The sequence below is a fragment of the Halomonas campaniensis genome, from assembly GCF_014193375.1.
GTDB lineage: Bacteria > Pseudomonadota > Gammaproteobacteria > Pseudomonadales > Halomonadaceae > Halomonas > Halomonas campaniensis.
Genome location: NZ_JACHZF010000006.1, coordinates 109,269 through 133,978 on the forward strand (window position 1 = coordinate 109,269; position 24,710 = coordinate 133,978).

Annotated in this window: 21 protein-coding genes and 8 tRNA genes; 13 read left to right on the forward strand and 16 right to left on the reverse strand. The window is 68.3% G+C overall.

From position 1 onward, the window contains the following. Positions 1 to 33: 33 nt before the first annotated feature. The 3 genes from rpsF to rnr all read right to left on the reverse strand — a co-directional run bounded on the left by rpsF (position 34) and on the right by rnr (position 3,858). Positions 34 to 402 carry a 30S ribosomal protein S6 gene (gene rpsF / locus BDK63_RS05260; protein WP_183330320.1) on the reverse strand — a complete coding sequence of 123 codons (369 nt, stop codon included), beginning with the start codon at positions 400 to 402 and terminating at the stop codon, positions 34 to 36. A 170-nt stretch (positions 403 to 572) separates the two neighbouring features. Further along, positions 573 to 1,367, reverse strand: coding sequence for a 23S rRNA (guanosine(2251)-2'-O)-methyltransferase RlmB (rlmB, locus tag BDK63_RS05265; RefSeq protein ID WP_183330321.1), 795 nt, complete (start codon positions 1,365 to 1,367; stop codon positions 573 to 575). 79 nt (positions 1,368 to 1,446) lie between these two features. Continuing rightward, positions 1,447 to 3,858 (reverse strand): ribonuclease R, encoded by a 2,412-nt coding sequence (gene rnr, locus BDK63_RS05270; RefSeq protein ID WP_183330322.1) that lies wholly within the window; start codon positions 3,856 to 3,858, stop codon positions 1,447 to 1,449. A 232-nt stretch (positions 3,859 to 4,090) separates the two neighbouring features. Between rnr and BDK63_RS05275 the strand changes: the two genes are divergently transcribed. The 3 genes from BDK63_RS05275 to BDK63_RS05285 all read left to right on the forward strand — a co-directional run bounded on the left by BDK63_RS05275 (position 4,091) and on the right by BDK63_RS05285 (position 4,468). Beyond that, positions 4,091 to 4,177, forward strand: a tRNA-Leu gene (locus BDK63_RS05275). A 73-nt stretch (positions 4,178 to 4,250) separates the two neighbouring features. Then, a tRNA-Leu gene (locus tag BDK63_RS05280) sits at positions 4,251 to 4,337 on the forward strand. Between the two features lie 44 nt (positions 4,338 to 4,381). Further along, positions 4,382 to 4,468: transfer RNA gene (locus tag BDK63_RS05285), tRNA-Leu, on the forward strand. A gap of 101 nt (positions 4,469 to 4,569) precedes the next feature. On the opposite strand, the gene BDK63_RS05290 is transcribed toward BDK63_RS05285, so the two are convergent. The 3 genes from BDK63_RS05290 to BDK63_RS05300 form a co-directional block, all read right to left on the reverse strand. Continuing rightward, complete coding sequence (locus BDK63_RS05290) at positions 4,570 to 5,439, reverse strand: DNA/RNA non-specific endonuclease (protein ID WP_183330323.1); 870 nt, start codon at positions 5,437 to 5,439, stop codon at positions 4,570 to 4,572. A 90-nt stretch (positions 5,440 to 5,529) separates the two neighbouring features. Next, positions 5,530 to 5,805 (reverse strand): Lrp/AsnC family transcriptional regulator, encoded by a 276-nt coding sequence (locus BDK63_RS05295; protein WP_110068493.1) that lies wholly within the window; start codon positions 5,803 to 5,805, stop codon positions 5,530 to 5,532. A gap of 107 nt (positions 5,806 to 5,912) precedes the next feature. Next, positions 5,913 to 6,380 (reverse strand): methylated-DNA--[protein]-cysteine S-methyltransferase, encoded by a 468-nt coding sequence (locus BDK63_RS05300; protein WP_183330324.1) that lies wholly within the window; start codon positions 6,378 to 6,380, stop codon positions 5,913 to 5,915. 201 nt (positions 6,381 to 6,581) lie between these two features. Between BDK63_RS05300 and BDK63_RS05305 the strand changes: the two genes are divergently transcribed. Continuing rightward, positions 6,582 to 6,896 carry a high-potential iron-sulfur protein gene (locus BDK63_RS05305; protein ID WP_183330325.1) on the forward strand — a complete coding sequence of 105 codons (315 nt, stop codon included), beginning with the start codon at positions 6,582 to 6,584 and terminating at the stop codon, positions 6,894 to 6,896. A gap of 107 nt (positions 6,897 to 7,003) precedes the next feature. Here BDK63_RS05305 and BDK63_RS05310 read toward each other — a convergent pair whose 3' ends face one another. The 10 genes from BDK63_RS05310 to BDK63_RS05355 form a co-directional block, all read right to left on the reverse strand. Continuing rightward, positions 7,004 to 8,560: a SpoVR family protein gene (locus BDK63_RS05310; protein ID WP_183330326.1), complete on the reverse strand. Its 1,557-nt coding sequence runs from the start codon at positions 8,558 to 8,560 to the stop codon at positions 7,004 to 7,006. 29 nt (positions 8,561 to 8,589) lie between these two features. Beyond that, a complete protein-coding gene (locus BDK63_RS05315; RefSeq protein ID WP_183330327.1) occupies positions 8,590 to 9,876 on the reverse strand; it encodes a YeaH/YhbH family protein in 1,287 nt (428 codons plus the stop codon). Between the two features lie 91 nt (positions 9,877 to 9,967). Continuing rightward, complete coding sequence (locus BDK63_RS05320; protein ID WP_183330328.1) at positions 9,968 to 11,890, reverse strand: PrkA family serine protein kinase; 1,923 nt, start codon at positions 11,888 to 11,890, stop codon at positions 9,968 to 9,970. Positions 11,891 to 12,138: 248 nt separating this feature from the next. Next, the gene (locus tag BDK63_RS05325) at positions 12,139 to 14,082 is read right to left on the reverse strand and encodes an oxidoreductase (RefSeq protein WP_484494474.1); all 1,944 of its coding nucleotides are present in this window, start codon (positions 14,080 to 14,082) and stop codon (positions 12,139 to 12,141) included. Positions 14,083 to 14,363: 281 nt separating this feature from the next. Beyond that, a tRNA-Asp gene (locus BDK63_RS05330) sits at positions 14,364 to 14,440 on the reverse strand. Positions 14,441 to 14,443: 3 nt separating this feature from the next. Beyond that, a tRNA-Val gene (locus tag BDK63_RS05335) sits at positions 14,444 to 14,520 on the reverse strand. 91 nt (positions 14,521 to 14,611) lie between these two features. Further along, positions 14,612 to 14,688 (reverse strand) — tRNA-Asp (locus tag BDK63_RS05340). A 28-nt stretch (positions 14,689 to 14,716) separates the two neighbouring features. Beyond that, positions 14,717 to 14,793, reverse strand: a tRNA-Asp gene (locus tag BDK63_RS05345). 41 nt (positions 14,794 to 14,834) lie between these two features. Next, positions 14,835 to 14,910, reverse strand: a tRNA-Val gene (locus tag BDK63_RS05350). A 126-nt stretch (positions 14,911 to 15,036) separates the two neighbouring features. Beyond that, positions 15,037 to 15,735 carry an alpha/beta family hydrolase gene (locus tag BDK63_RS05355; protein ID WP_183330378.1) on the reverse strand — a complete coding sequence of 233 codons (699 nt, stop codon included), beginning with the start codon at positions 15,733 to 15,735 and terminating at the stop codon, positions 15,037 to 15,039. A gap of 181 nt (positions 15,736 to 15,916) precedes the next feature. On the opposite strand from BDK63_RS05355, the gene ccoN reads away from it, so the two are divergent. From ccoN to BDK63_RS05400, 9 genes are all read left to right on the forward strand, one after another. Continuing rightward, positions 15,917 to 17,341 (forward strand): cytochrome-c oxidase, cbb3-type subunit I, encoded by a 1,425-nt coding sequence (gene ccoN, locus BDK63_RS05360; RefSeq protein ID WP_183330330.1) that lies wholly within the window; start codon positions 15,917 to 15,919, stop codon positions 17,339 to 17,341. 23 nt (positions 17,342 to 17,364) lie between these two features. After that, a complete protein-coding gene (gene ccoO / locus BDK63_RS05365; RefSeq protein ID WP_183330331.1) occupies positions 17,365 to 17,973 on the forward strand; it encodes a cytochrome-c oxidase, cbb3-type subunit II in 609 nt (202 codons plus the stop codon). A 2-nt stretch (positions 17,974 to 17,975) separates the two neighbouring features. Beyond that, positions 17,976 to 18,206, forward strand: a complete 231-nt coding sequence (locus BDK63_RS05370) for a cbb3-type cytochrome oxidase subunit 3 (protein ID WP_183330332.1) — start codon at positions 17,976 to 17,978, stop codon at positions 18,204 to 18,206. Next, complete coding sequence (ccoP, locus tag BDK63_RS05375; RefSeq protein WP_183330333.1) at positions 18,203 to 19,132, forward strand: cytochrome-c oxidase, cbb3-type subunit III; 930 nt, start codon at positions 18,203 to 18,205, stop codon at positions 19,130 to 19,132. Before BDK63_RS05370 ends, ccoP begins: the two co-directional genes overlap by 4 nt. Positions 19,133 to 19,265: 133 nt before the next feature. Continuing rightward, positions 19,266 to 20,705 (forward strand): cytochrome c oxidase accessory protein CcoG, encoded by a 1,440-nt coding sequence (gene ccoG, locus BDK63_RS05380; RefSeq protein ID WP_183330334.1) that lies wholly within the window; start codon positions 19,266 to 19,268, stop codon positions 20,703 to 20,705. A 1-nt stretch (position 20,706) separates the two neighbouring features. Next, positions 20,707 to 21,231 carry a FixH family protein gene (locus BDK63_RS05385; RefSeq protein WP_183330335.1) on the forward strand — a complete coding sequence of 175 codons (525 nt, stop codon included), beginning with the start codon at positions 20,707 to 20,709 and terminating at the stop codon, positions 21,229 to 21,231. A gap of 31 nt (positions 21,232 to 21,262) precedes the next feature. Continuing rightward, on the forward strand, positions 21,263 to 23,743 hold the full coding sequence (locus BDK63_RS05390; protein ID WP_183330336.1) for a heavy metal translocating P-type ATPase: 2,481 nt from the start codon (positions 21,263 to 21,265) through the stop codon (positions 23,741 to 23,743). Then, a complete protein-coding gene (gene ccoS, locus BDK63_RS05395) occupies positions 23,740 to 23,970 on the forward strand; it encodes a cbb3-type cytochrome oxidase assembly protein CcoS (RefSeq protein WP_183330337.1) in 231 nt (76 codons plus the stop codon). Before BDK63_RS05390 ends, ccoS begins: the two co-directional genes overlap by 4 nt. Beyond that, the gene (locus BDK63_RS05400; protein ID WP_183330338.1) at positions 23,970 to 24,668 is read left to right on the forward strand and encodes a sulfite exporter TauE/SafE family protein; all 699 of its coding nucleotides are present in this window, start codon (positions 23,970 to 23,972) and stop codon (positions 24,666 to 24,668) included. Before ccoS ends, BDK63_RS05400 begins: the two co-directional genes overlap by 1 nt. The last annotated feature ends 42 nt before the right edge of the window (positions 24,669 to 24,710 follow it).

The window sequence follows — 24,710 nt, forward strand, 5'->3', positions numbered from 1 at the left end:
GTAAAGACTCCTTCAGACGTGCGATGGGTGAGATCAGGCGGTTTCGGCGCGGGGCTTCTCGTCGCGACGGGCGCGCTTCTCTTCCGCCGGCTTCATCATCGGCGACGCCTCGGTGATCGCTTCCTTGCAGCGCACCACCAGGCTGCGGATGATCGCGTCGTTGAAGCGGAAGATGTTCTCGATCTCGTCGAGGGTCTCGCCTTCGCACTCGACGTTCATCAGCACGTAGTGAGCCTTGTGGATCTTGTTGATCGGGTAGGCCAGGTGACGACGGCCCCAGTCCTCCAGGCGATGCACGGTGCCGCCGTTCTCGGTGACGAGGCTGGTGTAGCGCTCGACCATGGCCGGAACCTGCTCGCTCTGGTCCGGATGGACCATGAACACGATTTCGTAGTGACGCATGGGATCTCCTTGCGGTTTGGCAGCTTCCTCGACGAGGACCGCGGTCGCTCGGGGGAAGCAAGGAGTGATTGTCGAAATGACATTGGCCGAAATAGCCGGCGCCCGCTCGGCAGGCGAACGGGCGCAGGCATTCTAAAGAGTGGCAGACGACTTGGCAAGCGCCAAGGGCTTCAGCCGCGGCGCTGCCGGACCGCCTCGAACAGGCAGATGCCGGTCGCCACCGAGACGTTGAGGCTCGACACGCTGCCGGCCATGGGCAGCTTGACCAGGCCGTCGCAGGCCTCGCGGGTCAGGCGGCGCATGCCCTTGCCCTCGGCGCCCATCACCAGCGCCGTGGGCCCGGTGAAATCGGCATCGAAGAGCAGCGTCTCGGCCTCGCCGGCGGTGCCGGTGATCCACACGCCGAGCGCCTTGAGCTTCGCCATGGCACGGGCCAGGTTGGTGACCTGATAGACCGGCACGCTCTCGGCGGCCCCGCAGGCCACCTTGCGCACCGTGGCGTTGAGCGGCGCGGCCTTGTCCTTGGGCACGATCACCCCATGGACGCCGGCGGCGTCGGCGCTGCGCAGGCAGGCGCCGAAGTTGTGCACGTCGGTGATCCCGTCGAGCACCAGCAGCAGCGGCGGGGCCTCCAGAGGCCAGGCCTCCAGGCGAAACCACAGCGCGGCCTCGCTCTCGAAGGCCAGCGGGCGGGCGAAGGCCACGATGCCCTGGTGAGACGCGCCCTGGGCCAGGCGGTCGAGGTCGTCTCGGGGCCGGCCCTGTACCCGGGCGCCGCCACGCCTGGCCGTCTCCACCAGCTCGGCGAGGCGGCTGCCGGCCGCGCCCTCCTGGACCCAGAGCTCCCGCGGAGTCTCGCCACGCTCGAGCAGGGCGCGCACCGCATGGACGCCGAACACGGCCTCGAGGCCGCCGGGGATGGCCGGCGTGGCGCCGGCGGCGCGGCGGGGTCGCTTCTGTTTCATGTCATTCTTCCACGCGTGAGAACGAGCAAGGCGCCGGCGGCAGGCCGCCGGCGCCCCTCGGGGTCGGGTCAGGGATCGCTCAGCGGCGCGAGCGACGCCGCCGGCCGCCGCGTTTCCTGCCGTCGCCCTCCTCCGCCTTGGCCGCCGGGGCGGCCTCGGCCTTGGGCGGCTTGCCCCCGGCCCGGGCACGCCCCCTGTCGGGGGCGTCGTCCACGGCACGGCGACGGCGCGGGGTGCGCTTGGGCCGCGGCTTGTCGTCGGCCAGGGCGAAGTCGATCTTGCGGTCGTCGAGGTCGACGCGGGCCACCTGCACGGTGACGCCATCGCCCAGGCGGTAGCTCATGCCCGAGCGCTCGCCCTTGAGGCGGTGCTTCTCCGGCTCGTAGTGGTAGTAGTCGGAGGGCAGCGAGGTGACGTGCACCAGCCCCTCCACATAGACCTCGTCGAGGCGCACGAAGATGCCGAACTGGGTCACCGAGGCGATGGTGCCGTCGAAGACCTCGCCCAGCTTGTCGGACATGAACTCGCACTTGAGCCAGTCCTCCACGTCGCGGGTGGCATCGTCGGCGCGGCGCTCGGTCATCGAGCAGTGCTCGCCGAGCTCGAGCATCTGCTCGAAGGTGTAGGGCGCCCACTTGCTCGGCGGCTCCACCTTGGCATCGTCGGCGCGCAGCACCGTGGCGGTCTGACGCGGGCCGCGGATCACCGAGCGGATGGCGCGGTGCACCAGCAGGTCGGGGTAGCGGCGGATCGGCGAGGTGAAGTGGGCGTAGGCCGGGTAGGCCAGGCCGAAGTGGCCATCGTTCTGGGGCGAGTAGATCGCACGACTCATGGAGCGCAGCATCACCGTCTGGATCACGTCGGTGTCGGGGCGGTCCTTGATGACTTCGGCCAGCTCCCGGTAGTCCTGGGGGCTGGGATCATCGCCGCCGCCCAGCGAGAGACCCAGCTCGGCGAGGAACAGCCGCAGCTTGTCGAGGCGCTCCGGGGAGGGCTTCTCGTGGATGCGGTAGAGCGCCGGCAGGTCATGCTTGTCGAGGAACCGGGCGGTGGCCACGTTGGCCGCCAGCATGCACTCCTCGATGATCTTGTGGGCATCGTTGCGGCTGCGCGGGACGATCTTCTCGATCTTGCGCTCGTCGTTGAAGACGATGGCCGTCTCGGTGGTCTCGAAGTCGATGGCCCCGCGGGCCTCGCGGGCCTCGCGCAGCACCCGGTAGAGGGCGTGCAGGTTCTTCAGCGACGGCACCAGCTCGCGATGCTCCTCGCGCAGGGCATCGCCGGCCGGGTCCTCCTCGTCGAGGATCGCCGCCACCTTGTTGTAGGTGAGCCGGGCATGGGACTGGAATACCGCCTCGTAGAAGCGGTAGCGGCTGATGGTGCCGCTCTGGGAGATGTTCATCTCGCAGACCAGCGCCAGCCGGTCGACGGCCGGGTTCAGCGAGCAGAGGCCGTTGGAGAGCAGCTCCGGCAGCATCGGCACCACCTGCCCGGGGAAGTAGACCGAGTTGCCGCGGCGGATCGCCTCCTGGTCCAGGGCACTGCCCGGCCGCACATAGTGGGAGACGTCGGCGATGGCCACCAGCAGCTTCCAGCTGCCGGACTTGGTCTTCCATGCGCAGACGGCATCGTCGAAGTCCTTGGCGCTCTCGTCGTCGATGGTCACCAGCGGCACGTCGCGCAGGTCGATGCGGCGATGCTTGTCGTCCTCGACCACCTCGGCGGACATGCCGGCGATCTGGTCATGGACCTCGGGCGGGAACTCCGCGGGGATCTCGTAGCTGCGGATGGCGATGTCAATCTCCATCCCGGGATCCATGCGCTCGCCCAGCACCTCGACCACCTCGCCCACCGGCTGCACCCGGGTCTCGGGCTGCTGGACGATCTTCGCCGAGATCACCTGGCCATCCTTCGCCCCGCCGCAGGCGCTGTGCGGGATGATCACCTCCTGGGTGATGCGCGGGTTCTCCGGGATCAGCACGCCGAACTCGGGGGTGTTCTCACGATAGACGCCGACGATGGTCTGGGTGTTGTGAGAGAGCACCTCGGCGATGGTGGCCTCGTCGCGGCCGCGGCGGTCGCGACCGCTGACGCGCACCAGCACGTAGTCGCCGTGGAAGGCGCGACGCATCTGCCGGGGGGGCAGCACCAGATCGGGCTTCTTGCCGTCCTCGCGGATCAGGAAGCCGAAACCGTCACGGTGGCCGAGCACCTTGCCACGGATCAGGTCGAGCTTGTCGATCAGCGCATAGGCCCCGGCGCGGTTGCGCAGCACCTGGCCATCACGCTCCATGGCGGCCAGGCGGCGACGCACCGCCTCCTGGAGTTCCTCGTCGTCGAGGCCCAGCATTCGACTCATGGCCTCGTGGGTGATCGGCTTGCCGACCTCCTCGAGCCGGGCGAGCAGGTACTCGCGACTGGGGGCGGGGTTGTCGTACTTGTGGGCCTCGCGGCTGGCGTGCGGGTCGTCGCTGAGCGTCCAGTGGGTCATGCGTTGAGCATCCTTGGCAGGGTCGGGGACGGCAGGAGAGAGAGGGCGCACGAGCGCCGCGGGCATGGGATCTTGCTGATAAGGTCTATTGTCATGGCCGCAGTATAGCGCCGCGGGCGCCACCACCCAACCTCGGCATGCGCCGGCGGCGCCGGAAGCGGGCAAAAAAATCCGCACCGCCACCCCTTCCCTCTTGCAATGGCGCCGAAAACGGGTACCATACGCCTCGCCTGCCCAGATGGCGGAATTGGTAGACGCGCTAGCTTCAGGTGCTAGTGTCCTTACGGACGTGGAGGTTCAAGTCCTCTTCTGGGCACCATCGACATACCGCCATGGCGGTATGTCCGGGAGGCAACTCCCAGGCTCTTTGTCAGCTCGAATCGCTCGTGTTCGCCCAGGTGGCGGAATTGGTAGACGCGCTAGCTTCAGGTGCTAGTGTCCTTACGGACGTGGAGGTTCAAGTCCTCTCCTGGGCACCATCATCCGCGGGATGATGCCGGCGAACACGACGACAGCATGATGCGCCCAGGTGGCGGAATTGGTAGACGCGCTAGCTTCAGGTGCTAGTATCCTTACGGATGTGGAGGTTCAAGTCCTCTCCTGGGCACCATTTCCGCGTCATGCAGAGCAGACACAGCCAGCCCGGACACTCGAAGGCCGCGACGATGATCGCGGCTTTTTTGTGCCCGCGATTTGCCCCTCGCCCGCCGCTCAGAAGCGTGACGGCAGCCGGGCCACCTCCTCCAGCGCCCAGCCGCGGGTCACCACCTGCCCCTCCAGCACCTCGGCGCTGGCCTCCGGCAGGTTCGGGAAGAAGTCGAGTCCGGTTCGCGCCTCCACCTCGTCGATGCTCACCAGGTAGTCGTCGAGCGGCTCGTCGCCGCGCACCTCCTGGGGCATGAGGAAGGCCAGCGCCATGGGCGGTTCCGACGGCACCACGAGGATCTTGTAGAAGGCCTCGGGCACCTCCACGAACCCGACCCGGTTGAGGACGTTGTCGCGGAAAGGCGCCGGGAACACCGGCCCGGTGATCACCTGCAGCTCGCCGAAGCGTGGCACGAAGTGGTCCATCACCGCCGCCTCCAGCCGCTGCCACAGGCGACGGTTGAGGTCGGGCCGCTGGGGCGTCATGTTGCTCATGAAGAAGGTGTCTTGCTGAGCCTGTCGCCCGTGAACCGCGGCGATGGCGTAGTTCGGCGCCAGGTGGCCGCGGTCGTAACCGCTGCCGGCGTAGTGGTCGGTGCCGATCGGCCACAGGGTCCGCCAGTCGCGCTGGAAGTTCGGTCGCGGCCCTGCGCGCGGATCCTCCACCGCCTCCAGCCGGTAGCTGACCCACAGCGGATTGACCCGCACGTCGGACCAGCCCACCAGGAAGCCGTCGTTGCGCAGCACCCGATGGAAGTGCAGGGGGGTGAGGGCCTGCCACTCGGGCACGCCCATCCACACCAGCTGGTCGCGCACCTGGCGCTCCTGGCCGTACCAGAGCCCCGAGGCCACCACCACGAACAGCAGCGAGACCCCGAGGCCTCGCGCCTGGCGGCGCCAGCGGGAGATGAGGGAAGGTCGTCGGCGTCTCGCCATCCTTGCGCGATCCTGTCCTGTGGAGAAGCGTCCATCAATGACGCGGCGCCTCCCGCAAGGGAGGCGCCGGTCGGCGGGAAGGGGGTCGGGCTACCAGCCCAGCGAGAACATGGTCTCCAGATCGTGACGGGAGTGCACCTGCATGGCATTGAGGGTCTCGGTGTCGCGGATCCCCTCCACGGCGTTGAGCCGCTCGGTGACCAGCTCAGCCAGGCTCTCGAAGTCGCGGGTACGGGCGATCGCCACCAGGTCATAGCGCCCGCAGGTGGAGTAGACCTCGCTGATCCCCTCCACGTCGGCCAGGCGCTCGGCCACCGCCTTGACCTGGCCCTTCTCGGCATTGATCAGGATCACGGCATTCTGCATCGGGCTCTCCCCTGCTCCAGAGTTTCACGTTCATCGATGGTGGCCGGTGGCCGGCCACCGGCAGTGGCGCGAGTATAGCAGCGCCGGGCGCTCGGCAGAATCACGGCTCAGCCGGGCAGGCTGCCCTCCAGCTCGAGCAGTCGCCGCTTGAGCGCCAGCCCGCCGCTGTAGCCCCCCAGGCCATCGGCCGCCACCACCCGATGGCAGGGGATCAGCAGCGGCAGCGGGTTGGCCCCGTTGGCCGTGCCGATGGCGCGAGCGGCCCCCTCGCGACCGATCCGGCGCGCCAGCTCGCCGTAGGTCCGGGTCTCGCCCCAGGGGATGCGCAGCAGGGCGGCCCAGACCTGGCGCTGGAAGTCGCTGCCCCCGGGGGCCAGCGGCAGGCTGAAGCTGCGCCGCCGGCCGGCCAGGTAGGCCAGCAGCTGGTCACGGGCCTCGGCCAGGGCATCGTCGTCCCGGCGCGCCGACTCCGGGTCGGCCAGGCCATCCGCGGCGAGACGGAGTTCGCGCAGGCCCTCCCCATCGGCCAACAGCAGCAGTTCGTCGATCGGCGAGGCAAAACGGGTGAAGATCATCGGCTCTCCTGGGCTCCGGCATGCCGCGCGACAGATTGCCGCACGGCGAATGGCTGGATCGCATCGCTAGGGTCACTCTACTACCATAGAGCAGCGAACTCCCGGGGACAGCCCCTGTCGGAGCAAGAGGTGGCTGACCACCCGCCAGAAGCGAAAGAAGAACAGGAATCGTTCCTGAACCCGTGACGAAAAGGAGATCCCATGGCCAATCAGAGCCGTCGTGACTTCATGCGCACCAGCCTGCTGGGCCTCGCCGCCCTGCCGCTGGGTGCCGGCATCCTCTCCAAGACCGCCTTCGCCCAGGACCTGCCGCGCCTCGATCCGAGCGCCGACCAGGCCCAGGCCCTGAACTACGTCGAGGACGCCGCCGACGCCGCCGATCACCCGGCCTACGAGGAGGGCGAGCGCTGCGACAACTGCATGTTCTTCCAGGCCGATAGCGAAGGCTGCCAGCTCTTCCCGCAGAACAGCGTCGAGCCGGCCGGCTGGTGCCAGTCCTGGACCGCCCAGGCCTGAGACCCGGCGCATCGCCCCGTCCTGCCCGACGGCGGCGATTCGTCAACCCGCGAGACCCGCGCCACGGCGCGGGTCTCGTGCGTCTGGGGCCGGCGTACCGGCGAACGTCAGGCCTGCTCCTGGCGCGCCTCATCGGGCAGCGGCCAGTGGTAGCGACGCACCACCTCGTCGCCCTCCAGCGACTCCAGCCGGACAGGGAAGCCCCACAGCTGGTGCAGGTGGCGGATCACCGGGTAGACGCTGCGCGCCAGCGGACGGCGGCTGTCCTGCACATGGCGCAGGGTCAGCGAGCGGTCGCCGCGGATGTCCGCCGAGTAGACCTGGATATTGGGCTCGCGCACCGAAAGGGCGTACTGGGTCGCCAGCGCCTCGCGGATGCGCCGGTAGCCGCGCTCGTCATGGATCGCCGAGACCTCCAGCATCTCCTCCTGGTCGTCGTCCACCACCATGAACAGCTTGAGGTCCCGGATCACCTTGGGTGACAGGAACTGCTGGATGAAGGACTCGTCCTTGAAGTTCTTCATGGCGAACTCCAGGGTCTCCCGCCAGTCGCTGCCGGCGGTGTCCGGGAACCACTGGCGATCCTCCTCCGTGGGCGCCTCGCAGATGCGCTTGAGGTCGCTGAAGATGGCGAAGCCCAGGGCATAGGGGTTGATGCCGTTGTACCAGGGGCTGTCGAAGTCGGGCTGGTTGACCACCGCGGTGTGGGACTGCAGGAACTCCAGGATCAGCCCCTCGTCCACCAGGCCCTCCTCATAGAGGCGATTCATCAGGGTGTAGTGCCAGAAGGTGGCCCAGCCCTCGTTCATCACCTGGGTCTGGCGCTGGGGGTAGAAATACTGAGCCAGCTTGCGCACGATGCGCACCACCTCGCGCTGCCAGGGCGCCAGCAGCGGAGCGTTCTTCTCGATGAAGTAGAGCAGGTTCTCCTGGGGCTCGGCCGGATAGCGTCCCCCCGCGTGGAGGCCCAGCGGGTCCTCCTCGTCATGGCCACCGGCCAGCACATCCGTCTGAGCCTGGCCGGGAATGGTCCGCCACAGGGTGTTGACCTGGGCCTGCAGGTAGGCCTCCCGCTCCTTCTGGCGCCGCGCCTCCTCGGCCGCGGAGATCGGCGAGGGGCGCTTGTAGCGGTCGACCCCGTAGTTCTGCAGGGCATGGCAGGCGTCCAGCAGCTGCTCCACGGCGGTGACCCCGTGGCGCTCCTCGCACTCGGCGATGTATTTTCGCGCAAACACCAGGTAGTCGATGATCGAGGAGGCATCGGTCCAGGTCCGGAACAGGTAGTTGCCCTTGAAGAAGGAGTTGTGGCCGTAGCAGGCGTGGGCCATGACCAGCACCTGCATCATCAGGGTGTTCTCCTCCATCAGGTAGGCGATGCAGGGGTCGGAGTTGATCACCAGCTCGTAGGCCAGCCCCATCTGGCCGCGACGATAGGCCTGCTCCACGGCCAGGAACTGCTTGCCGAAGGACCAGTGGTGGTAGCCCACCGGCATGCCCACGCTGGCATAGGCATCCATCATCTGCTCGGTGGTGATGACCTCGATCTGGTTGGGGTAGGTATCCAGCCGGTACTCGTCCGCCAGCCGGGCAATCTCCCGCTCGAACCGGTCGAGGATCTCGAAGTTCCAGTCGGACCCCGTGGCGATGGGCTTGCGTCGTGTCATGGTGCCTCCTGGGCCGCCTGGCCGGCATCTCAGCCACCGGCGGCGCGGCGCTTGAACAGTTCGCGGAACACCGGGTAGATGTCGCCCGCCTCGACGATCTGGCGCATGGCGAAACGCGCCGGGAACTCGGCCGCCACCGTCTCGTACTCCTCCCACAGCGCCTGGTGGGCGTGGGGGGTGATCTCCACGTAGGTGAAGTACTGCAGCCTGGGCATCAGCGACTTGAGCAGCAGGTCGCGACAGGTGACCGAGTCGTCATCCCAGTTGTCGCCGTCCGAGGCCTGGGCCACATAGAGGTTCCACTGCCCCGGCGGATAGCGGTCGGCGATGATCTCGTCGACCAGGGTCAGGGCACTGGAGACGATGGTGCCGCCGGTCTCCCGGGAGTAGAAGAACTCCTCCTCGTCGACCTCCTTGGCGGCGGTATGGTGGCGCACGAAAACCAGCTCGACCTTCTCGTAGTTGCGCTCGAGGAACAGGTAGAGCAGCAGGAAGAAGCGCTTGGCGATGTCCTTGTGGGCCTGGGTCATGGAGCCGGAGACGTCCATGATGCAGAACATCACCGCCTTGCTGGAGGGCTGGGGCTGGTTGACCAGGTTGTTGTAGCGCAGGTCGTAGGTGTCGATGAAGGGCACCGACTCGAGGCGCTTCTCGAGGCGCTCGATCTCCTCCCTGAGCTCATTGATGCGCGCCGGGTTGCGCAGCACCGGATCCTTGCGCTCCTCGACCTCGAGGGCCTCTTGGGCCTCGCGCAGGGCGCGGCGGATCGGCGCCCGCATGGCGATGCGGCGCGCCTGGGCCTCGCGCATGGAGCGCACGATGTTGATCCGCGCCGGCACACCTTCCTTGGACACCCCGGCCCGCACCGGCCGGACCTCGTCGAGGTCCACCAGATTCTTGCGCTCCAGATGCGGCAGCTCCAGGCCGTCGAAGACGAAGTCGAGGAACTCCTCGCGGGAGAGCGTGAAGGCGAACTCGTCCATGCCCTCGCCCTGGTCCGAGGCGCCGCCCTCCCCGGCACCGCCGCCTCCGCCACCGCCGCCGGGACGTCGCAGGCGGTCCCCCTCGGTGAACTCCTTGTTGCCGGGCGCGACGATGCTGCGCTTGCCGCCGGGACCGTGCTGGAACACCGGCTCGGAGATGTCGCGGCTCGGGATCGACACCTTCTCGCCGCGCTCCATGTCGGTGATCGAGCGGCGGTTCACCGCTTCCTCCACGGAGCGCTTGATATGGGTGCGATAGCGGTCCAGGAAGCGCTGCCGGTTGACCGCACTCTTGTGCTTGGCGTTGGCCCGTCGATCGATGAAATAGGTCATGGCGACCTCCTCTTGCCCGCCGCTGGCCGCGAGCGGCGGGGGGTTCCCGCCGCTCGGCTATCGCCTGGCGCAGGGCGCCAGGCGCTCGTGCCTACTGCGACTTGCGCACCCGCAGGTACCACTCGGAGAGCAGGCGAACCTGCTTCTCGGTGTAGCCGCGATCGACCATGCGCGCCACGAAGTCCTCGTGCTTCTTCTGGTCCGCCGTGGAGGCCTTGGCGTTGAAGGAGATCACCGGCAGCAGCTCCTCGGTGTTGGCGAACATCTTCTGCTCGATCACCCCGCGCAGCTTCTCGTAGGACTGCCAGCTCGGGTTCATGCCATTGTTCTGGGCACGGGCCCGCAGCACGAAGTTGACCACCTCGTGACGGAAGTCCTTGGGGTTGGAGATACCGGCCGGCTTCTCGATCTTCTCCAGCTCCTCGTTGAGGGCCTGGCGATTGAACAGCTCGCCGGTCTCCGGGTCGCGGTACTCCTGGTCCTGGATCCAGAAGTCGGCGTAGGTAACATAGCGGTCGAAGATGTTCTGGCCGTACTCGGAGTAGGACTCCAGGTAGGCGGTCTGGATCTCCTTGCCGATGAAGTCCACGTAGCGCGGCGCCAGGAACTCCTTGATGTAGCGCAGGTAGCGCTCGAAGGTCTCGCGCGGCAGCTGCTCCTGCTCGAGGCGCTGCTCGAGGACATAGAGCAGGTGCACCGGGTTGGCGGCCACCTCGTGGCTGTCGAAGTTGAACACCTTGGAGAGGATCTTGAAGGCGAAGCGGGTGGAGAGCCCCTCCATCCCCTCGTCCACCCCCGCCGCGTCGCGGTACTCCTGGATCGACTTGGCCTTGGGGTCGGTATCCTTGAGGTTCTCGCCGTCGTAGACGCGCATCTTGGAGTAGACGCTGGAGTTCTCCGGCTCCTTGAGCCGCGAGAGCACCGAGAACTGGGCCAGCATGCGCAGGGTGTCCGGCGCGCAGGGCGCCTGGTTCAGGGAGGAGTGCTCGAGCAGCTTCTGGTAGATCTTCACCTCCTCGGAGACCCGCAGGCAGTAGGGCACCTTGACGATGTAGACCCGGTCGAGGAAGGCCTCGTTGTTGCGGTTGTTGCGGAACGCCTGCCACTCGCTCTCGTTGGAGTGGGCCAGCACCACGCCGTCGAAGGGGATCGCCCCCATGCCCTCGGTGGGGTTGTAGTTGCCCTCCTGGGTGGCGGTGAGCAGCGGGTGCAGCACCTTGATCGGTGCCTTGAACATCTCGACGAACTCCATCAGCCCCTGGTTGGCGCGGCACAGGCCGCCGGAGAAGCTGTAGGCGTCGGGGTCATCCTGGGAGTAGAGCTCGAGCTGGCGGATGTCCACCTTGCCCACCAGGGAGGAGATGTCCTGGTTGTTCTCGTCGCCGGGCTCGGTCTTGGAGATGGCGATCTGGTTGAGGCGCGACGGGTAGAGGCGCACCACCCGGAACTGGGAGATGTCGCCGCCATACTCCTTGAGGCGCTTCGATGCCCAGGGCGACATCACACTGCGCAGGTAGCGCTGCGGGATGCCGTACTCCTTCTCGAGCAGCTCGCCGTCCTCCTCCGGGGAGAACAGCCCCAGCGGCGACTCGTGCACCGGGGAGCCCTTGATGGCATAGAAGGGCACCTTCTCCATCAGCAGCTTGAGACGCTCCGCCATGGAGGACTTGCCGCCCCCCACCGGCCCCAGCAGGTAGAGGATCTGCTTGCGCTCCTCGAGGCCCTGGGCGGCATGCCGGAAGTAGGCAACGATCTGCTCGATCGCCTCCTCCATGCCGTAGAACTCGGAGAACGCCGGATAGCGACGGATCACCTTGTTGGAGAAGATGCGGGACAGTCTCGGGTCCTTGGCCGTGTCGATCACCTCGGGCTCGCCGATGGCCTCCAGCATCCGTTCGGCCGCCGTGGCGTAGGCCATGGGCTCCCGGTGACAGAGTTCCAGATACTCCTGCAGGCTCATCTCTTCCTGCCGGACACGCTCGAAGCGATTCTGCACATGATCGAAGATGCTCATCGATGCCTCCTGTAAGCCCGCGGACTCGGCGCCATCTCGTCGGGGCAGCGCGCGAGGAGTGGGTCACCCTCAGCGTAGCCAGCCGGTCACCGTATTAGCGGACAACGAATCAACGCTGGGGGTGTTATCCCTATGAACACCGGGCCAGCGGGGAGGTTCTGGCAGAATTGTGCAGATTTAAACGCTGAAAGGACGCAGCCCCGCCATGCATGGCGGGGCGGCGCCACGGCCGCCGGTCGCTGCGCGCCTCAGAAGCGCGCCGCCAGCCGGGTCCCCTGGTCGATGGCGCGCTTGGCGTCCAGCTCGGCGGCCTCGTCCGCCCCGCCGATGAGATGCACCTCGACGCCCGACGCCTGCAGCGGCGCGAGCAGCTCGCGAACCGGCTCCTGGCCGGCGCAGACCACCACGCTGTCGACCTCGAGCAGCCGCGGCTCGCCGGCCACCCGCAGGTGCAGGCCCCGGTCATCGACGCCCAGGTACTCGCAGCCGGCCAGGGCCTCGACGCCGCGGTGCTTCAGCGAGGCGCGATGCACCCAGCCGGTGGTCTTGCCCAGCCCGCGGCCGTGCTTCGAGGCCTTGCGCTGCAGCAGGAAGACCTGGCGCGGCACCTCGGGGCGCTGCGGCGGAGCAAGCCCGCCCGGCGTGGAAACCGCCAGGTCGACGCCCCACTCCTCGCACCAGGCCTCGCGGTCCAGCGACGGATGGCCCATGTGGGTCAGCAGTTCCGCCACGTCGAAGCCGATGCCGCCGGCGCCGATGATCGCCACGCGGCGGCCGACCCGCTCGGGATGGAGGATCGCCGTGGGGTAGCCCATCACCTTGGGATGATCGCCGCCCGGCAGCTCGAGCCGGCGCGGCCTGACGCCGCTGGCCAGCACCACCACGTCGAAGTCACGCAGGGCATGGGGGTCCGCCTCGCAGTTCAGACGCACCTGCACGCGATGCTTGTCCAGCATCACCCGGAAGTAGCGCAGGGTCTCGTCGAACTCCTCCTTGCCGGGGATCCGCCGGGCATAGTTGAACTGCCCGCCCAGTTCGCCGGCCCGCTCGAAGAGGGTCACCGCATGGCCGCGCTGGGCGGCGGTCACCGCCGCGGCCAGGCCCGCCGGGCCACCGCCCACCACAGCAATGGAACGAGGCACCGCGGCGGGCTCGATGACAAGCTCGGTCTCGTGGCCGGCCCGGGGATTGACCAGGCAGGAGGTGGGCTTGCCCTGGAAGGTGTGGTCCAGGCAGGCCTGGTTGCAGGCGATGCAGGTATTGATCTCCTCGCTGCGCCCCGCCGCGGCCTTGGTCACCCAGGCCGGATCGGCCAGGAAGGGGCGGGCCATGGAGACCATGTCGGCGTGCCCCTCGGCGAGCACCCGCTCCGCTACCTCGGGCATGTTGATGCGGTTGGTGGTGATCAACGGCACCGAGAGCGCCGCCTTCATGCGCCGGGTCACCTCGGTGAAGGCCGCCCGCGGCACGCTGGTGACGATGGTCGGCACCCGCGCCTCGTGCCAGCCGATGCCGGTGTTGATCAGGTCGGCGCCCGCCGCCTCGATGGCACGTCCCAGGGCCACCACCTCCTCGTGGGTGCTGCCCTCCTCCACCAGGTCGATCATCGACAGGCGGAAGATGATCAGGAAATCGTCGCCCACCGCCTCGCGAATGCGCCTGACCACCTCCACCGGGAAGCGGATGCGGTTCTCGAAGGCCCCGCCCCAGGCATCGTCGCGATGGTTGGTGCGCCGACAGACGAACTGGTTGATCAGGTAGCCCTCGGAGCCCATCACCTCGATACCGTCGTAGCCGGCCTCCCGGGCCAGGGCGGCACAGCGCACGTAGTCGGCGATCTGCTGCTCCACCTCCTCGCCGGTGAGCGCCCGGGGCGGGAAGGGGTTGATGGGCGCCTGGATCGCCGAGGGGGCCACCAGTTCCGGCGAGTAGGCGTAGCGCCCGGCATGCAGGATCTGCAGGCAGATCCGCCCCCCCTCGCCGTGGACCGCCTCCACCAGCCGGCGGTGATCCGGCAGCTGATCGCCACGCTCCAGGGTGGCCGCCCCCTGGAACACCGCCCCTTCGGGGTTGGGGGCGATGCCGCCGGTGACGATCAGGCCGACCCCCTCCCGGGCCCGCTCGGCATAGAAGGCTGCCAGGCGCTCGAAGCCGCCGAGGGCCTCCTCCAGGTTGGTGTGCATGGAGCCCATCAGCACCCGGTTGGGCAGGGTCAGGTGGCCGAGCTCGAGCGGACGGAACAGATGCGGGTAATCGGTCACGGCGCGGTCCTCGCGGTGGCGTCAGGAAGAGATTCAAACAACTGTATGACAGTTGGGGCGAGGGTGCAAAACCCGCCTGCGGCGTCGACCACCGGGACGGCGGGACGATCCCTGGCGTGGCCCTGGGGCGGGAGAGGAAGCATCGGGGGTGGGGGCCAGAAACACGAAAACCCCGATGCCATGGGCATCGGGGTCGGGATTCGTGGCGCAGATGGCGGACCGGACGGGACTCGAACCCGCGACCTCCGGCGTGACAGGCCGGCATTCTAACCGACTGAACTACCGGTCCGCGTGGTGGGTGATACCGGATTCGAACCAGTGACCCCCAGCATGTGAGGCTGGTGCTCTAACCAACTGAGCTAATCACCCACGTCAGACTGCACACTACACTTTCTGCACTGCCCAGGCTTGCTGCACAAACTACATTACCTGGTTGCTGCACCTTGCTGCCAGGCCATCGTGGCGGACCGGACGGGACTCGAACCCGCGACCTCCGGCGTGACAGGCCGGCATTCTAACCGACTGAACTACCGGTCCACAAGATGACATCTGGGCGGCAACACGATGGCGGACCGGACGGGACTCGAACCCGCGACCTCCGGCGTGACAGGCCGGCATTCTAACCGACTGAACTACCGGTCCGCTGCGTGCTTCCTACGTGCTCGGGCACTGCCTTGGGGCAGTGGTGGGTGGTACAGGGTTCGAACCTGTGACCCCCAGCTTGTAAGGCTGGTGCTCTCCCAGCTGAGCTAACCACCCCCGGTCACGTGGCGCTGCATTCTACAGGGGCACCGCCCAATGTCAACGCTTTTTCTCGCTCACCCCCTACGCCTCATTCCCAGCAGATTCATCCACTTGGCTCACGCAGCGGCGCCCCCTCCCCGGTCAGGCGTGGCGCACCATGAAATCGGCGATGGCGGCGGCGCCCTCCTCGATGAGCTCCGCCTGGGTCCTGCCCGAGGCGCGACGGGGCTTCCAGTCGTGGTCGCCATCCTCCAGCAGGCGGACCTCGGCACTGCCCAGGTCATAGCCGGCCAGTTCCTCGCGGCTGCCGAAGGGGTCGCGACTCCCCTGCACCACCAGGATCGGACAGGCGAGCAGCGGCCAGTGGGAGAGGCGCAGCGACTCCGGCTTGCCGGTGGGGTGGAAGGGGTAGCCGCACAGCACCAGCCCCCTCGCCTGGTCGCGTGCCGCCAGCAGGCTGGCGGCACGACCGCCCATGGACTTGCCGCCCAGCCAGGGTCGGGGCAGGTCAGGGTGTGACAGAAGGTCGCACCAGCGGGCCAGCTCCTCGACCAGCCGATCGATGCGCGGCGGCGGACGACGGCGCGCCTCGCGGCGCATCTGCTGCAGGTAGGCAAACTCGATGGCCAGGGTCTGCACCCCCTGCCCGGCCAGGGTCTCGCGCAGCCGGCGCAGGAAGGGGGAATCCTGGCCAGCCCCCGCCCCGTGGGCGATGAGCAGCCGCCCGGCCCGGGGCTCGCCCACCACCTCCAGCGGCCCATCGGGCAGCAGCCAGCGGCCCCGCTGGCCCCGCACCAGGCGCTCCCGGCACTCGTCGGCGCTAATGCATGCGTAATCCATGCGAGCGTAATATGACAAGGGGTCGTCTCCCGAGTTCTCTGAATAAGCCGATTGGCGTGTTCAGGATTGGGCCTCGCTGCGATAGAATCCGCACGTCTTGACCTGCATCATCCTGGTGGAGCCGAGTCCGTGACAAACTGACGCAGCTTCACCCCGCTACCGCGTTCGATGGGAACCTGACATGAGCACAGCACTTGAACACCCGACCTACAACTACAAGGTAGTTCGGCAGTTCGCGATCATGACAGTGGTGTGGGGCATCGTGGGCATGCTCCTCGGTGTCATCCTCGCCGCACAACTGGTTTGGCCGCAACTCAATCTGGATCTGCCCTGGACGAGCTTCGGCCGTCTGCGTCCGCTCCACACCAACGCCGTGATCTTCGCCTTCGGCGGCTCGGCGCTGTTTGCCACCTCCTACTACGTGGTGCAGCGCACCTGCCAGACACGCCTGTTCTCGGACAAGCTGGCGGCGTTCACCTTCTGGGGCTGGCAGGCGGTGATCCTCTCGGCCGTGATCACGCTGCCGCTGGGCTACACCACCACCAAGGAGTACGCCGAGCTGGAGTGGCCGATCAACATCCTGATCGCCGTGGTGTGGATCAGCTATGCCATCGTCTTCCTGATGACGGTCAAGCAGCGCAAGACGTCCCACATCTACGTGGCCAACTGGTTCTTCGCCGCCTTCATCCTGACCGTGGCCGTGCTGCACATCGTCAACAATGCCGCCATCCCGGTCACCGCCATGTACTCCACCTCCATCTACTCCGGCGCCATCGACGCCATGGTGCAGTGGTGGTACGGCCACAACGCGGTGGGCTTCTTCCTGACCGCCGGCTTCCTGGGGATGATGTACTACTTCGTGCCCAAGCAGGCCGAGCGCCCGGTCTACTCCTACCGGCTCTCCATCGTCCACTTCTGGGCGCTGATCATGGTCTACATGTGGGCCGGCCCCCACCACCTGCACTACACCGCCCTGCCCAACTGGGCCCAGTCGCTGGGCATGATCATGTCGATCATCCTGCTGGCCCCCTCCTGGGGCGGCATGATCAACGGCATGATGACCCTCTCAGGGGCCTGGCATAAGCTGCGCACCGACCCGACCCTGCGCTTCCTGGTGGTGGCCCTCTCGTTCTACGGCATGTCCACCTTCGAGGGCCCGATGATGGCGGTGAAGACCGTCAACGCCCTCTCCCACTACACCGACTGGACCATCGGGCACGTCCACGCCGGCGCACTCGGCTGGGTGGCGATGATCACCATCGGCTCCATGTACCACCTGATCCCGCGCCTGTTCGGCCGCACCGAGATGCACTCCGTGGGCCTGATCGCCGTGCACTTCTGGCTGGCGACCATCGGCACCGTGCTCTACATCGCCTCCATGTGGGTCAACGGCATCCTGCAGGGCCTGATGTGGCGCGCCATCAACCCCGACGGCACCCTGATGTACACCTTCATCGAGTCCGTCGAGGCCAGCGGCCCCGGCTACATCGTGCGCCTGATCGGCGGCCTGTGCTGGGTCGTGGGCATGCTGATCATGGCCTACAACGTCACCATGACCGTCAAGCGCGGCGAAGGCGCCCGTCAGCCGCTTCCGCAGACTGCCTGAGCCAACCGGGGATACCGACACCAATGAAACACGAGATTGTCGAAAAGAACGTTGGCCTGCTCGCCGTGCTGATCCTGGTGGTCATCAGCTTCGGCGGCCTGGCCGAGGTCGTGCCGCTGTTCTTCCAGAAGCAGACCACGGAGCCGGTGGACGGGCTGCGCCCCCTCTCCGCGCTGGAGCTCGAGGGCCGCGACATCTATCGCCGCGAAGGCTGCGTCGGCTGCCACTCGCAGATGATCCGCCCGTTCCGCGCCGAGACCGAGCGCTACGGCCACTACAGCGTGGCCGGCGAGTCGGTCTACGACCACAACTTCCTGTGGGGCTCCAAGCGGACCGGGCCGGACCTGGCCCGCGTCGGTGGCCGCTACAGCGACGACTGGCACCGCGCCCACATGTACAACCCGCGCGACGTGGTGCCCGAGTCGATCATGCCCGCCTACCCGTGGCTCTTCGAACGCACCCTGGACGGCAGCGACACGCCGCGGAAGATGGAGGTCCTGCGCACCCTGGGCGTGCCCTACAGTGACGAGGAGATCGCCAACGCCACCCGCGAGGTGCGTGGCCAGCAGGAGATCACCGCACTGATCGCCTACCTCCAGCAGCTGGGCACCGTGCTCGAGGGCACGCGCTGATCATGGATACCGGGACCTTTCGCGGCATCATCACCGGGCTGCTGATCCTGGCCTTCATCGGCATCACCGTGTGGGCCTACTCCCGGCGGCGCAAGCCGGACTTCGACGAGGCGGCCCAGCTGCCCTTCGCCGACGATGATGAACAAGCGAACCGTGACAAGAGCGCCTCGCAGGACGGGGCCGCTTCCCGCAAGAGCTATTCCAGCAAGAGCAAGGGAGACAGGAACACATGAACAATCTCTGGGGTGACTCCCTTTCCGGGTTCTGGAGCGCCTGGATCATCGTCATCACGCTGGGCTCCATCGGGTTTGCCTTCTGGCTGCTCTACGCCAACCGCAAGACCGACAAGACCCCCGATGCCGAGGGCAACGTCGAGACCACCGGCCACGCCGCCGACGGTATCGAGGAGTACGACAACCCGCTGCCGCGCTGGTGGTTCCAGCTCTACGTGGGCACGGTGATCTTCTCGCTGGGCTACCTGGTGCTCTACCCCGGCCTCGGCAACTTCGCCGGCGTGCTGGGCTGGACCCAGGAGGGTCAGTGGGAGGAGGAAGTGGCGCGGGCCGAGGAGCGCTTCACGCCGATCTTCGCCCAGTACCAGGAGATCCCGATCCCCGAACTGGCCCGGGACGCCGAGGCGATGCAGGTGGCCGAGCGCATCTACCTGAACAACTGTGCGGTGTGCCACGGCTCCAATGCCCAGGGCGGCTACGGTTTCCCCAACCTGACCGATGACGACTGGCTCTACGGCGGGGAGCCGGAGCAGATCCTGACCTCCCTGATCCGCGGCCGCAACGGGCTGATGCCCTCCTGGCAGCAGCTGGGCGAGCAGAACATCGAGAACGTCACCCAGCACGTCCTCGCGCTGTCCGACCTCGAGCACGACGCCGAGCGCGCCGAGCGCGGTGCGGCGACCTTCGCCTCGGTCTGTGCCGCCTGCCACATGCCCGACGGCACCGGCAACCAGGCCCTGGGCGCGCCCAACCTGACCAACGACATCTGGCTCTACCAGGCACCGGGCCAGAGCGTCGCGGACTCGGTTCGCCAGACCCTGCGCAACGGCCGCAACGGCCACATGCCGGCCCAGGCGGCCTACATCGGCGAGGAGCGCGTCCACCTGGTCGCCGCCTACGTCTACAGCCTGCGCTTCAGGGACTGACCCCGTAGCGTGACGCGAACGAAAGGGTGCGGCGCCAGGTCGCACCCTTTCTCGTTTGTGCAGCGCATCGATACAATAGCCTTGTCCCGGCCCGAGCCCGTTCGGACCTCACCCTACCTGCCGTGAGCCAGCCATGAGCGACAAGATTCCCACCCGCGATGTCACGCCATCACCGGTCGAGCACCACTCCCCCGGCTCGACGGTGCAGCAGGAGATGTACGCCCGGCGAGAGCATATCTACGTGCGCGAGATCAAGGGGCTGTTCCAGAAGGTGCGGCGCAGCGCCAACTGGGCGCTGATGCTGGCCTTCTTCCTGCTGCCCTGGCTGCCGTGGGGGGATCGCCCGGCCATCTGGTTCGACCTGCCCGGCCGCGAGTTCCACATCTTCGCCGCCACCTTCTACCCCCAGGAATTCATCCTGCTCTCCTGGCTGCTGATCATCTGCGCCTTCGGCCTGTTCTTCATCACCGTTTTCGCCGGCCGGGTGTGGTGCGGCTACACCTGCCCCCAGAGCGTCTGGACCTTCCTGTTCATCTGGTTCGAGCACCGCCTGGAAGGCAGCCGCAACCGGCGCATCAAGCTCGACAGGCAGCCGATGACGGCCGACACGCTATGGCGCAAGGGAGCCAAGCACGCCATCTGGCTCGCCATCGCCCTGGCCACCGGCGTGACCTTCGTCGGCTACTTCACGCCGATTCGCCAGCTGGTGGTCGACCTGCCCACCCTGGAGGCCCATGGCTGGTCCTACTTCTGGGTCGGCTTCTTCCTGGTCTTCACCTACCTCAACGCCGGCTGGCTGCGCGAGCAGGTATGCATCTACATGTGCCCCTATGCGCGGTTCCAGTCGGTGATGTTCGACCGCGACACCCTGATCGTCTCCTACGACGCCGCCCGCGGCGAGCCGCGCGGCGCCCGCAAGAAGACCCTCAGCCATGCCGAGGCCCGGGAGGCCGGCCACGGCGATTGCATCGACTGCGACCTCTGCGTGCAGGTCTGCCCCACCGGCATCGACATCCGCGATGGCCTGCAGTACGAGTGCATCACCTGCGCGGCCTGCATCGACGCCTGCGACAGCGTAATGGACAAGATGGGCTACCCCCGCGGCCTGATCCGCTACACCACCGAGAACGCCCTGGAGGGCAAGCCCACCCACATCCTGCGCCCGCGCCTGATGGGCTACCTGGCGGCGCTGGTGGTGATGATCGGGGTCTTCGCCTGGGCGGTGGCGGATCGCACACCGCTGGGCTTCGAGGTGGAGCGGGAGCGTACCGAGCTCTACCAGCTGACCCGCGACGGCCGCCTGAGCAACGTCTATGTGGTGACGGTGCGCAACCTGGATCGCCAGGACCATGTCTACCGCCTGGCGGCCTCGGGGCTGCCGGGCCTGACCCTGAACACCGACCGTATCTCGGTCCCCGCCGGGGACAGCCGCCGCGCCGTGGTGTCGATCACCGTCGACCCGACGGAGGTCGAGCGCCCCAGCCATCCCATCACCCTGCACCTCGAGGCCGATGACCACCCCGATATCTCGCTGGCGCGAGAGACCCGCTTCATCGGCGAAATCCGGAGATGACATGTCCCACCCCGTGACCCCCTGGTACAAGCAGTTCTGGCCCTGGTTCCTGATGGGCCTGCTGATGCTGTCGATCAGCGTCAGCTCCACCTTCGCGTTCCTGGCGATCCGCAGCGCCGACGGCATGGTCCAGGAGGACTACTACGAGCACGGCCGCGCCATCAACATGGTGCTGGCCAAGCAGGAGCGCGCCGCCAGCCTGGGCCTGACCGCCCGGCTGCGCCTCGACCCGTTGACCAGTGACGTGGTGCTCGACCTGGAGGGCGCCGAGGACTTCCCCGCGGCCCTCGACCTGGAGCTGATCTTCCCCACCCAGGACGACCGCGACATCGAGCTGACGCTGGAGCACGTGCGCAATGGCCGCTACCTGGGCCAGGCGCCGGACAACCTGCGTTACCGCTGGTACCTGCAGCTGCAGCCGCGGGGGGACGCCCCCGAGTGGCGCCTGGTCGGCGAGGCCCGCTTCCCCGACGAGGGCGAGATCCCGCTGACGCCGGGTCGCGCCGCGGCCTCCAGCGACTCGTGATCGCCTCTCCGCTCGCGGGCCCGCCGAGTCGATGAGCGCGGACACCCCGACAGCGGTCGAGGGCGGCTGCTACCACTGCGGCAGCCGGGTGCCCGAGGGCGCTCCCTGGTCGATCACCCTGGACGACGTCCGCCACCCGCTCTGCTGCCCCGGCTGCGAGGCCGTGGCCCACGCCATCGTCGACGGCGGCCTGGCCAGCTACTACCGCTTCCGCACCGAGCTTCCCGAGCGCCCGGACGACCGCCAGTCGGCCCGCGCCGAGACCTGGGCGGTGTTCGACGACGCCGGCCTGCAGCGCCAGTTCGTCCACCCCGAGACCGACAGCGACCGCGTGCATGCCACCCTGGCGGTGGACGGCATCACCTGTGCGGCCTGCGCCTGGCTGATCGAGCACCGCCTCAACGCCCTGCCGGGGGTCGACTCCAGCGCCGTCAACCTTACCCACCACCGGGTGCGGGTCAGCTGGGATCCCGAGGCGATCAAGCTGTCGCGGATCCTGGCCGAGATGGCCGCCATCGGCTACCAGGCCCAGCCCTACGAACCCGACGAGGCCCAGGCGCGCCTGCAGCACGAAGAGCGCATGAACGTGCGCCGCCTGATCATCGCCGCCGTGGGCATGGCCCAGGTGATGATGTTCTCCATCCCCATCTATGTGGCCGGCCCCGGCGAGATCAGCGAGGACTTCCATGCCCTCTTCCACTGGCTCTCCTTTGCCCTGGCGACCCCGGTGGTGTTCTTCTCGGCCATGCCCTTCTTCCGCAACGCCCTGCGCGACCTGCGCACCCGGGTGCTGGGCATGGACGTGCCGGTCTCCATCGCCATCGGCGGGGCCTACCTGGCCAGCAGCTACGCGGTGCTCACCGACACCGGCGAGGTCTACTTCGACTCGGTGGCGATGTTCACCTTCTTCCTGCTCTTCGGCCGCTACGTCGAGGCCCGCGCCCGGCGGCGCAGCGGCCACAGCGGCAACGCGCTCTCCGGCGCCCTGCCGCTCTCGGCGATCCGCCTCACCGACGACGGCGAGGAGCGCATCCTGCCGGCCAGCGAGCTCGCCGCCGGCGACCGGGTGCTGATCAAGCCCGGCCATGGGGTGCCCGCCGACGGGGTGATCGAGGAGGGCGAGTCGAGTCTCGACGAGTCCATGCTCACCGGCGAGTACCTGCCGGTGACGCGCCGGGTCGGCGACGGGGTCACCGGCGGCAGCCAGAACGTGGAGAGCCCGCTGATGGTGCGCGTGACCCACGCCGGCCGGGATGCCCGGGTGGCCGGCATCGTCGACCTCACCGACCGTGCCTTCGCCAGCCGCCCGCGCCTGGCCCAGATGGCCGCGCGCATGTCGCACCTGTTCGTGCTGCGGCTGCTGTTCGTCACCCTGGGCGTGGCCACGGTGTGGTGGTTCATCGACCCGTCGCGGGTGCTCTGGGTCACCCTCTCGGTGCTGGTGGTGACCTGCCCCTGCGCCCTGGCCCTGGCCACGCCGACGGCCCTGACGGCCGGACACGGCCAGCTGCGCCGCCGCGGCGTGCTGGTGACCCGGGCCAACGCCATCGAGGCGCTCTCCCAGCTCGACCGGGTGATCCTCGACAAGACCGGCACCCTGACCACCGGACAGATGGCGCTGGTGGAGACCCGCCCCCTCGGCGCGCTGGCGGCCGACCGGGCGCGGGTACTCGCCGCCGCCCTGGAGGCGCGCTCCGAGCACCCCATCGCCCGCGCCTTCCACCCCTACCGCCTGGCCACGGTGGCCGCCGACGCGGTCGCCAGCCGCACCGGCCAGGGGCTGGAGGGCACCATCAAAGGACGACGCTGGCGGCTGGGCAAGCCAGGGTTCGCCGCGCCGGACCACCCCCTCGAGGCACCCGGCGACGGCCAGTGGCTGCTGCTCACCGAGGAGGGCGAGCCGCGCGCCTGGTTCGCGCTGCAGGACCATGTCCGCGAGGATGCCGCCGAGACGGTCCGCGCCCTGACGGCCCTGGGCCTCGAGGTGGAGCTGCTCTCCGGCGACATCCCCCAGGCGGCAGGCGAGCTCGCCGGGCGCCTCGGCATCGCCACCTGGCGCGGCGCAGCCAGCCCGGAATGCAAGCTCGAGCGCATCCGCGAGTGCCAGGCGGCCGGCGAGAAGGTCGCCATGGTGGGTGACGGCATCAACGACATCCCGGTACTGGCCGGCGCCGACGTGGCCATCGCCATGAACGGCGCCACCGACCTGGCCAGGACCAGCGCCGATGCCATCTTGCTCAGCCCGCGGCTGATCCGTATCGTCGAGGCCATCGAGATCTCGCGGGCCACCCGCCGGGTGATGCGCCAGAACATGGTCTGGTCGGTGTGCTACAACTTCTCGGCCATGCCGCTGGCCGCCATGGGCTTCGTCCCGCCATGGCTCGCGGCCATCGGCATGTCGGCGAGCTCCCTGGTGGTGGTGGGCAATGCCCTGCGCCTCAACCGCTTCCGCAGCCGGGCCGCCGAGCCCCGGCAGGCCGTCGCACCGGCCCCACAACGGGTGAACGCATGAGCATCCTCTACCTGCTGATTCCGCTGTCGCTGATCCTGCTCGGCCTGGCCGTCTGGGCCTTCTTCTGGGCGGTGAAGAACGACCAGTTCGAGGACCTGGAGGGGCCCGCCCACCGCATCCTCTTCGACGAGGACGAGAACGACCTGCCCCCCGAGGAGCGCCGGCGCCGCCGCGAGGTTCGACACGATGCCGACAGGGACGACCCGGGGCCGGGCGACTCCCGCTGATGGATCCCACCGGACTCGGCCTGCCGCCGCTCGCCGCGGCCTTCGTCTTCGGCCTGCTCGGCGGCGCCCACTGCATCGGCATGTGCGGCGGCATCATGAGCGCCCTGACCTTCGCCGTGCCCCCCAGCATGCGCTCCCCGGCGCGCCTCTCGGGGCTGCTGTTCGGCTACAACCTGGGCCGCATCGCCAGCTACATGGTCGCCGGTGCCCTGGTGGCGGGCCTCGGCACCCTGCTCACCCTCACCCCGGCCACGCGGGTGGCGCTGCAGCTGTTCGCCGCGGTCATGCTGATCCTGATGGCGCTCTATATCGCCGACTGGTGGAAGGGGCTGCTGCGGGTGGAAGCCGTGGGCCGGCGCCTGTGGCGCCACCTGGAGCCGGTGGGCCGGCGGCTGATGCCGGTGGTGAAGGTCCCCCAGGCCGTGGCGCTGGGGGCGGTGTGGGGCTGGCTGCCGTGCGGGCTGGTCTACTCGATGCTGGCCTGGAGCCTGGCCATGGCCGACCCGCTGAGGGGGGCCGCGCTGATGGGCGCCTTCGGCGTCGGCACCCTGCCGGCCCTGCTGGCCACCGGGCTGGCGGCCCGCCAGCTGGGGGGCCTGATCCGCCACCGCGCCACGCGCACCCTGGCCGCGCTCTCGATCATCGCCTTCGCCCTGTGGCAGCTCTGGCACCTGCTGCCCGGCGCGGCGCACGGCTGAATTCCCGGCTATTCCACCCGGGATTGACGCAGCTCAACGCCG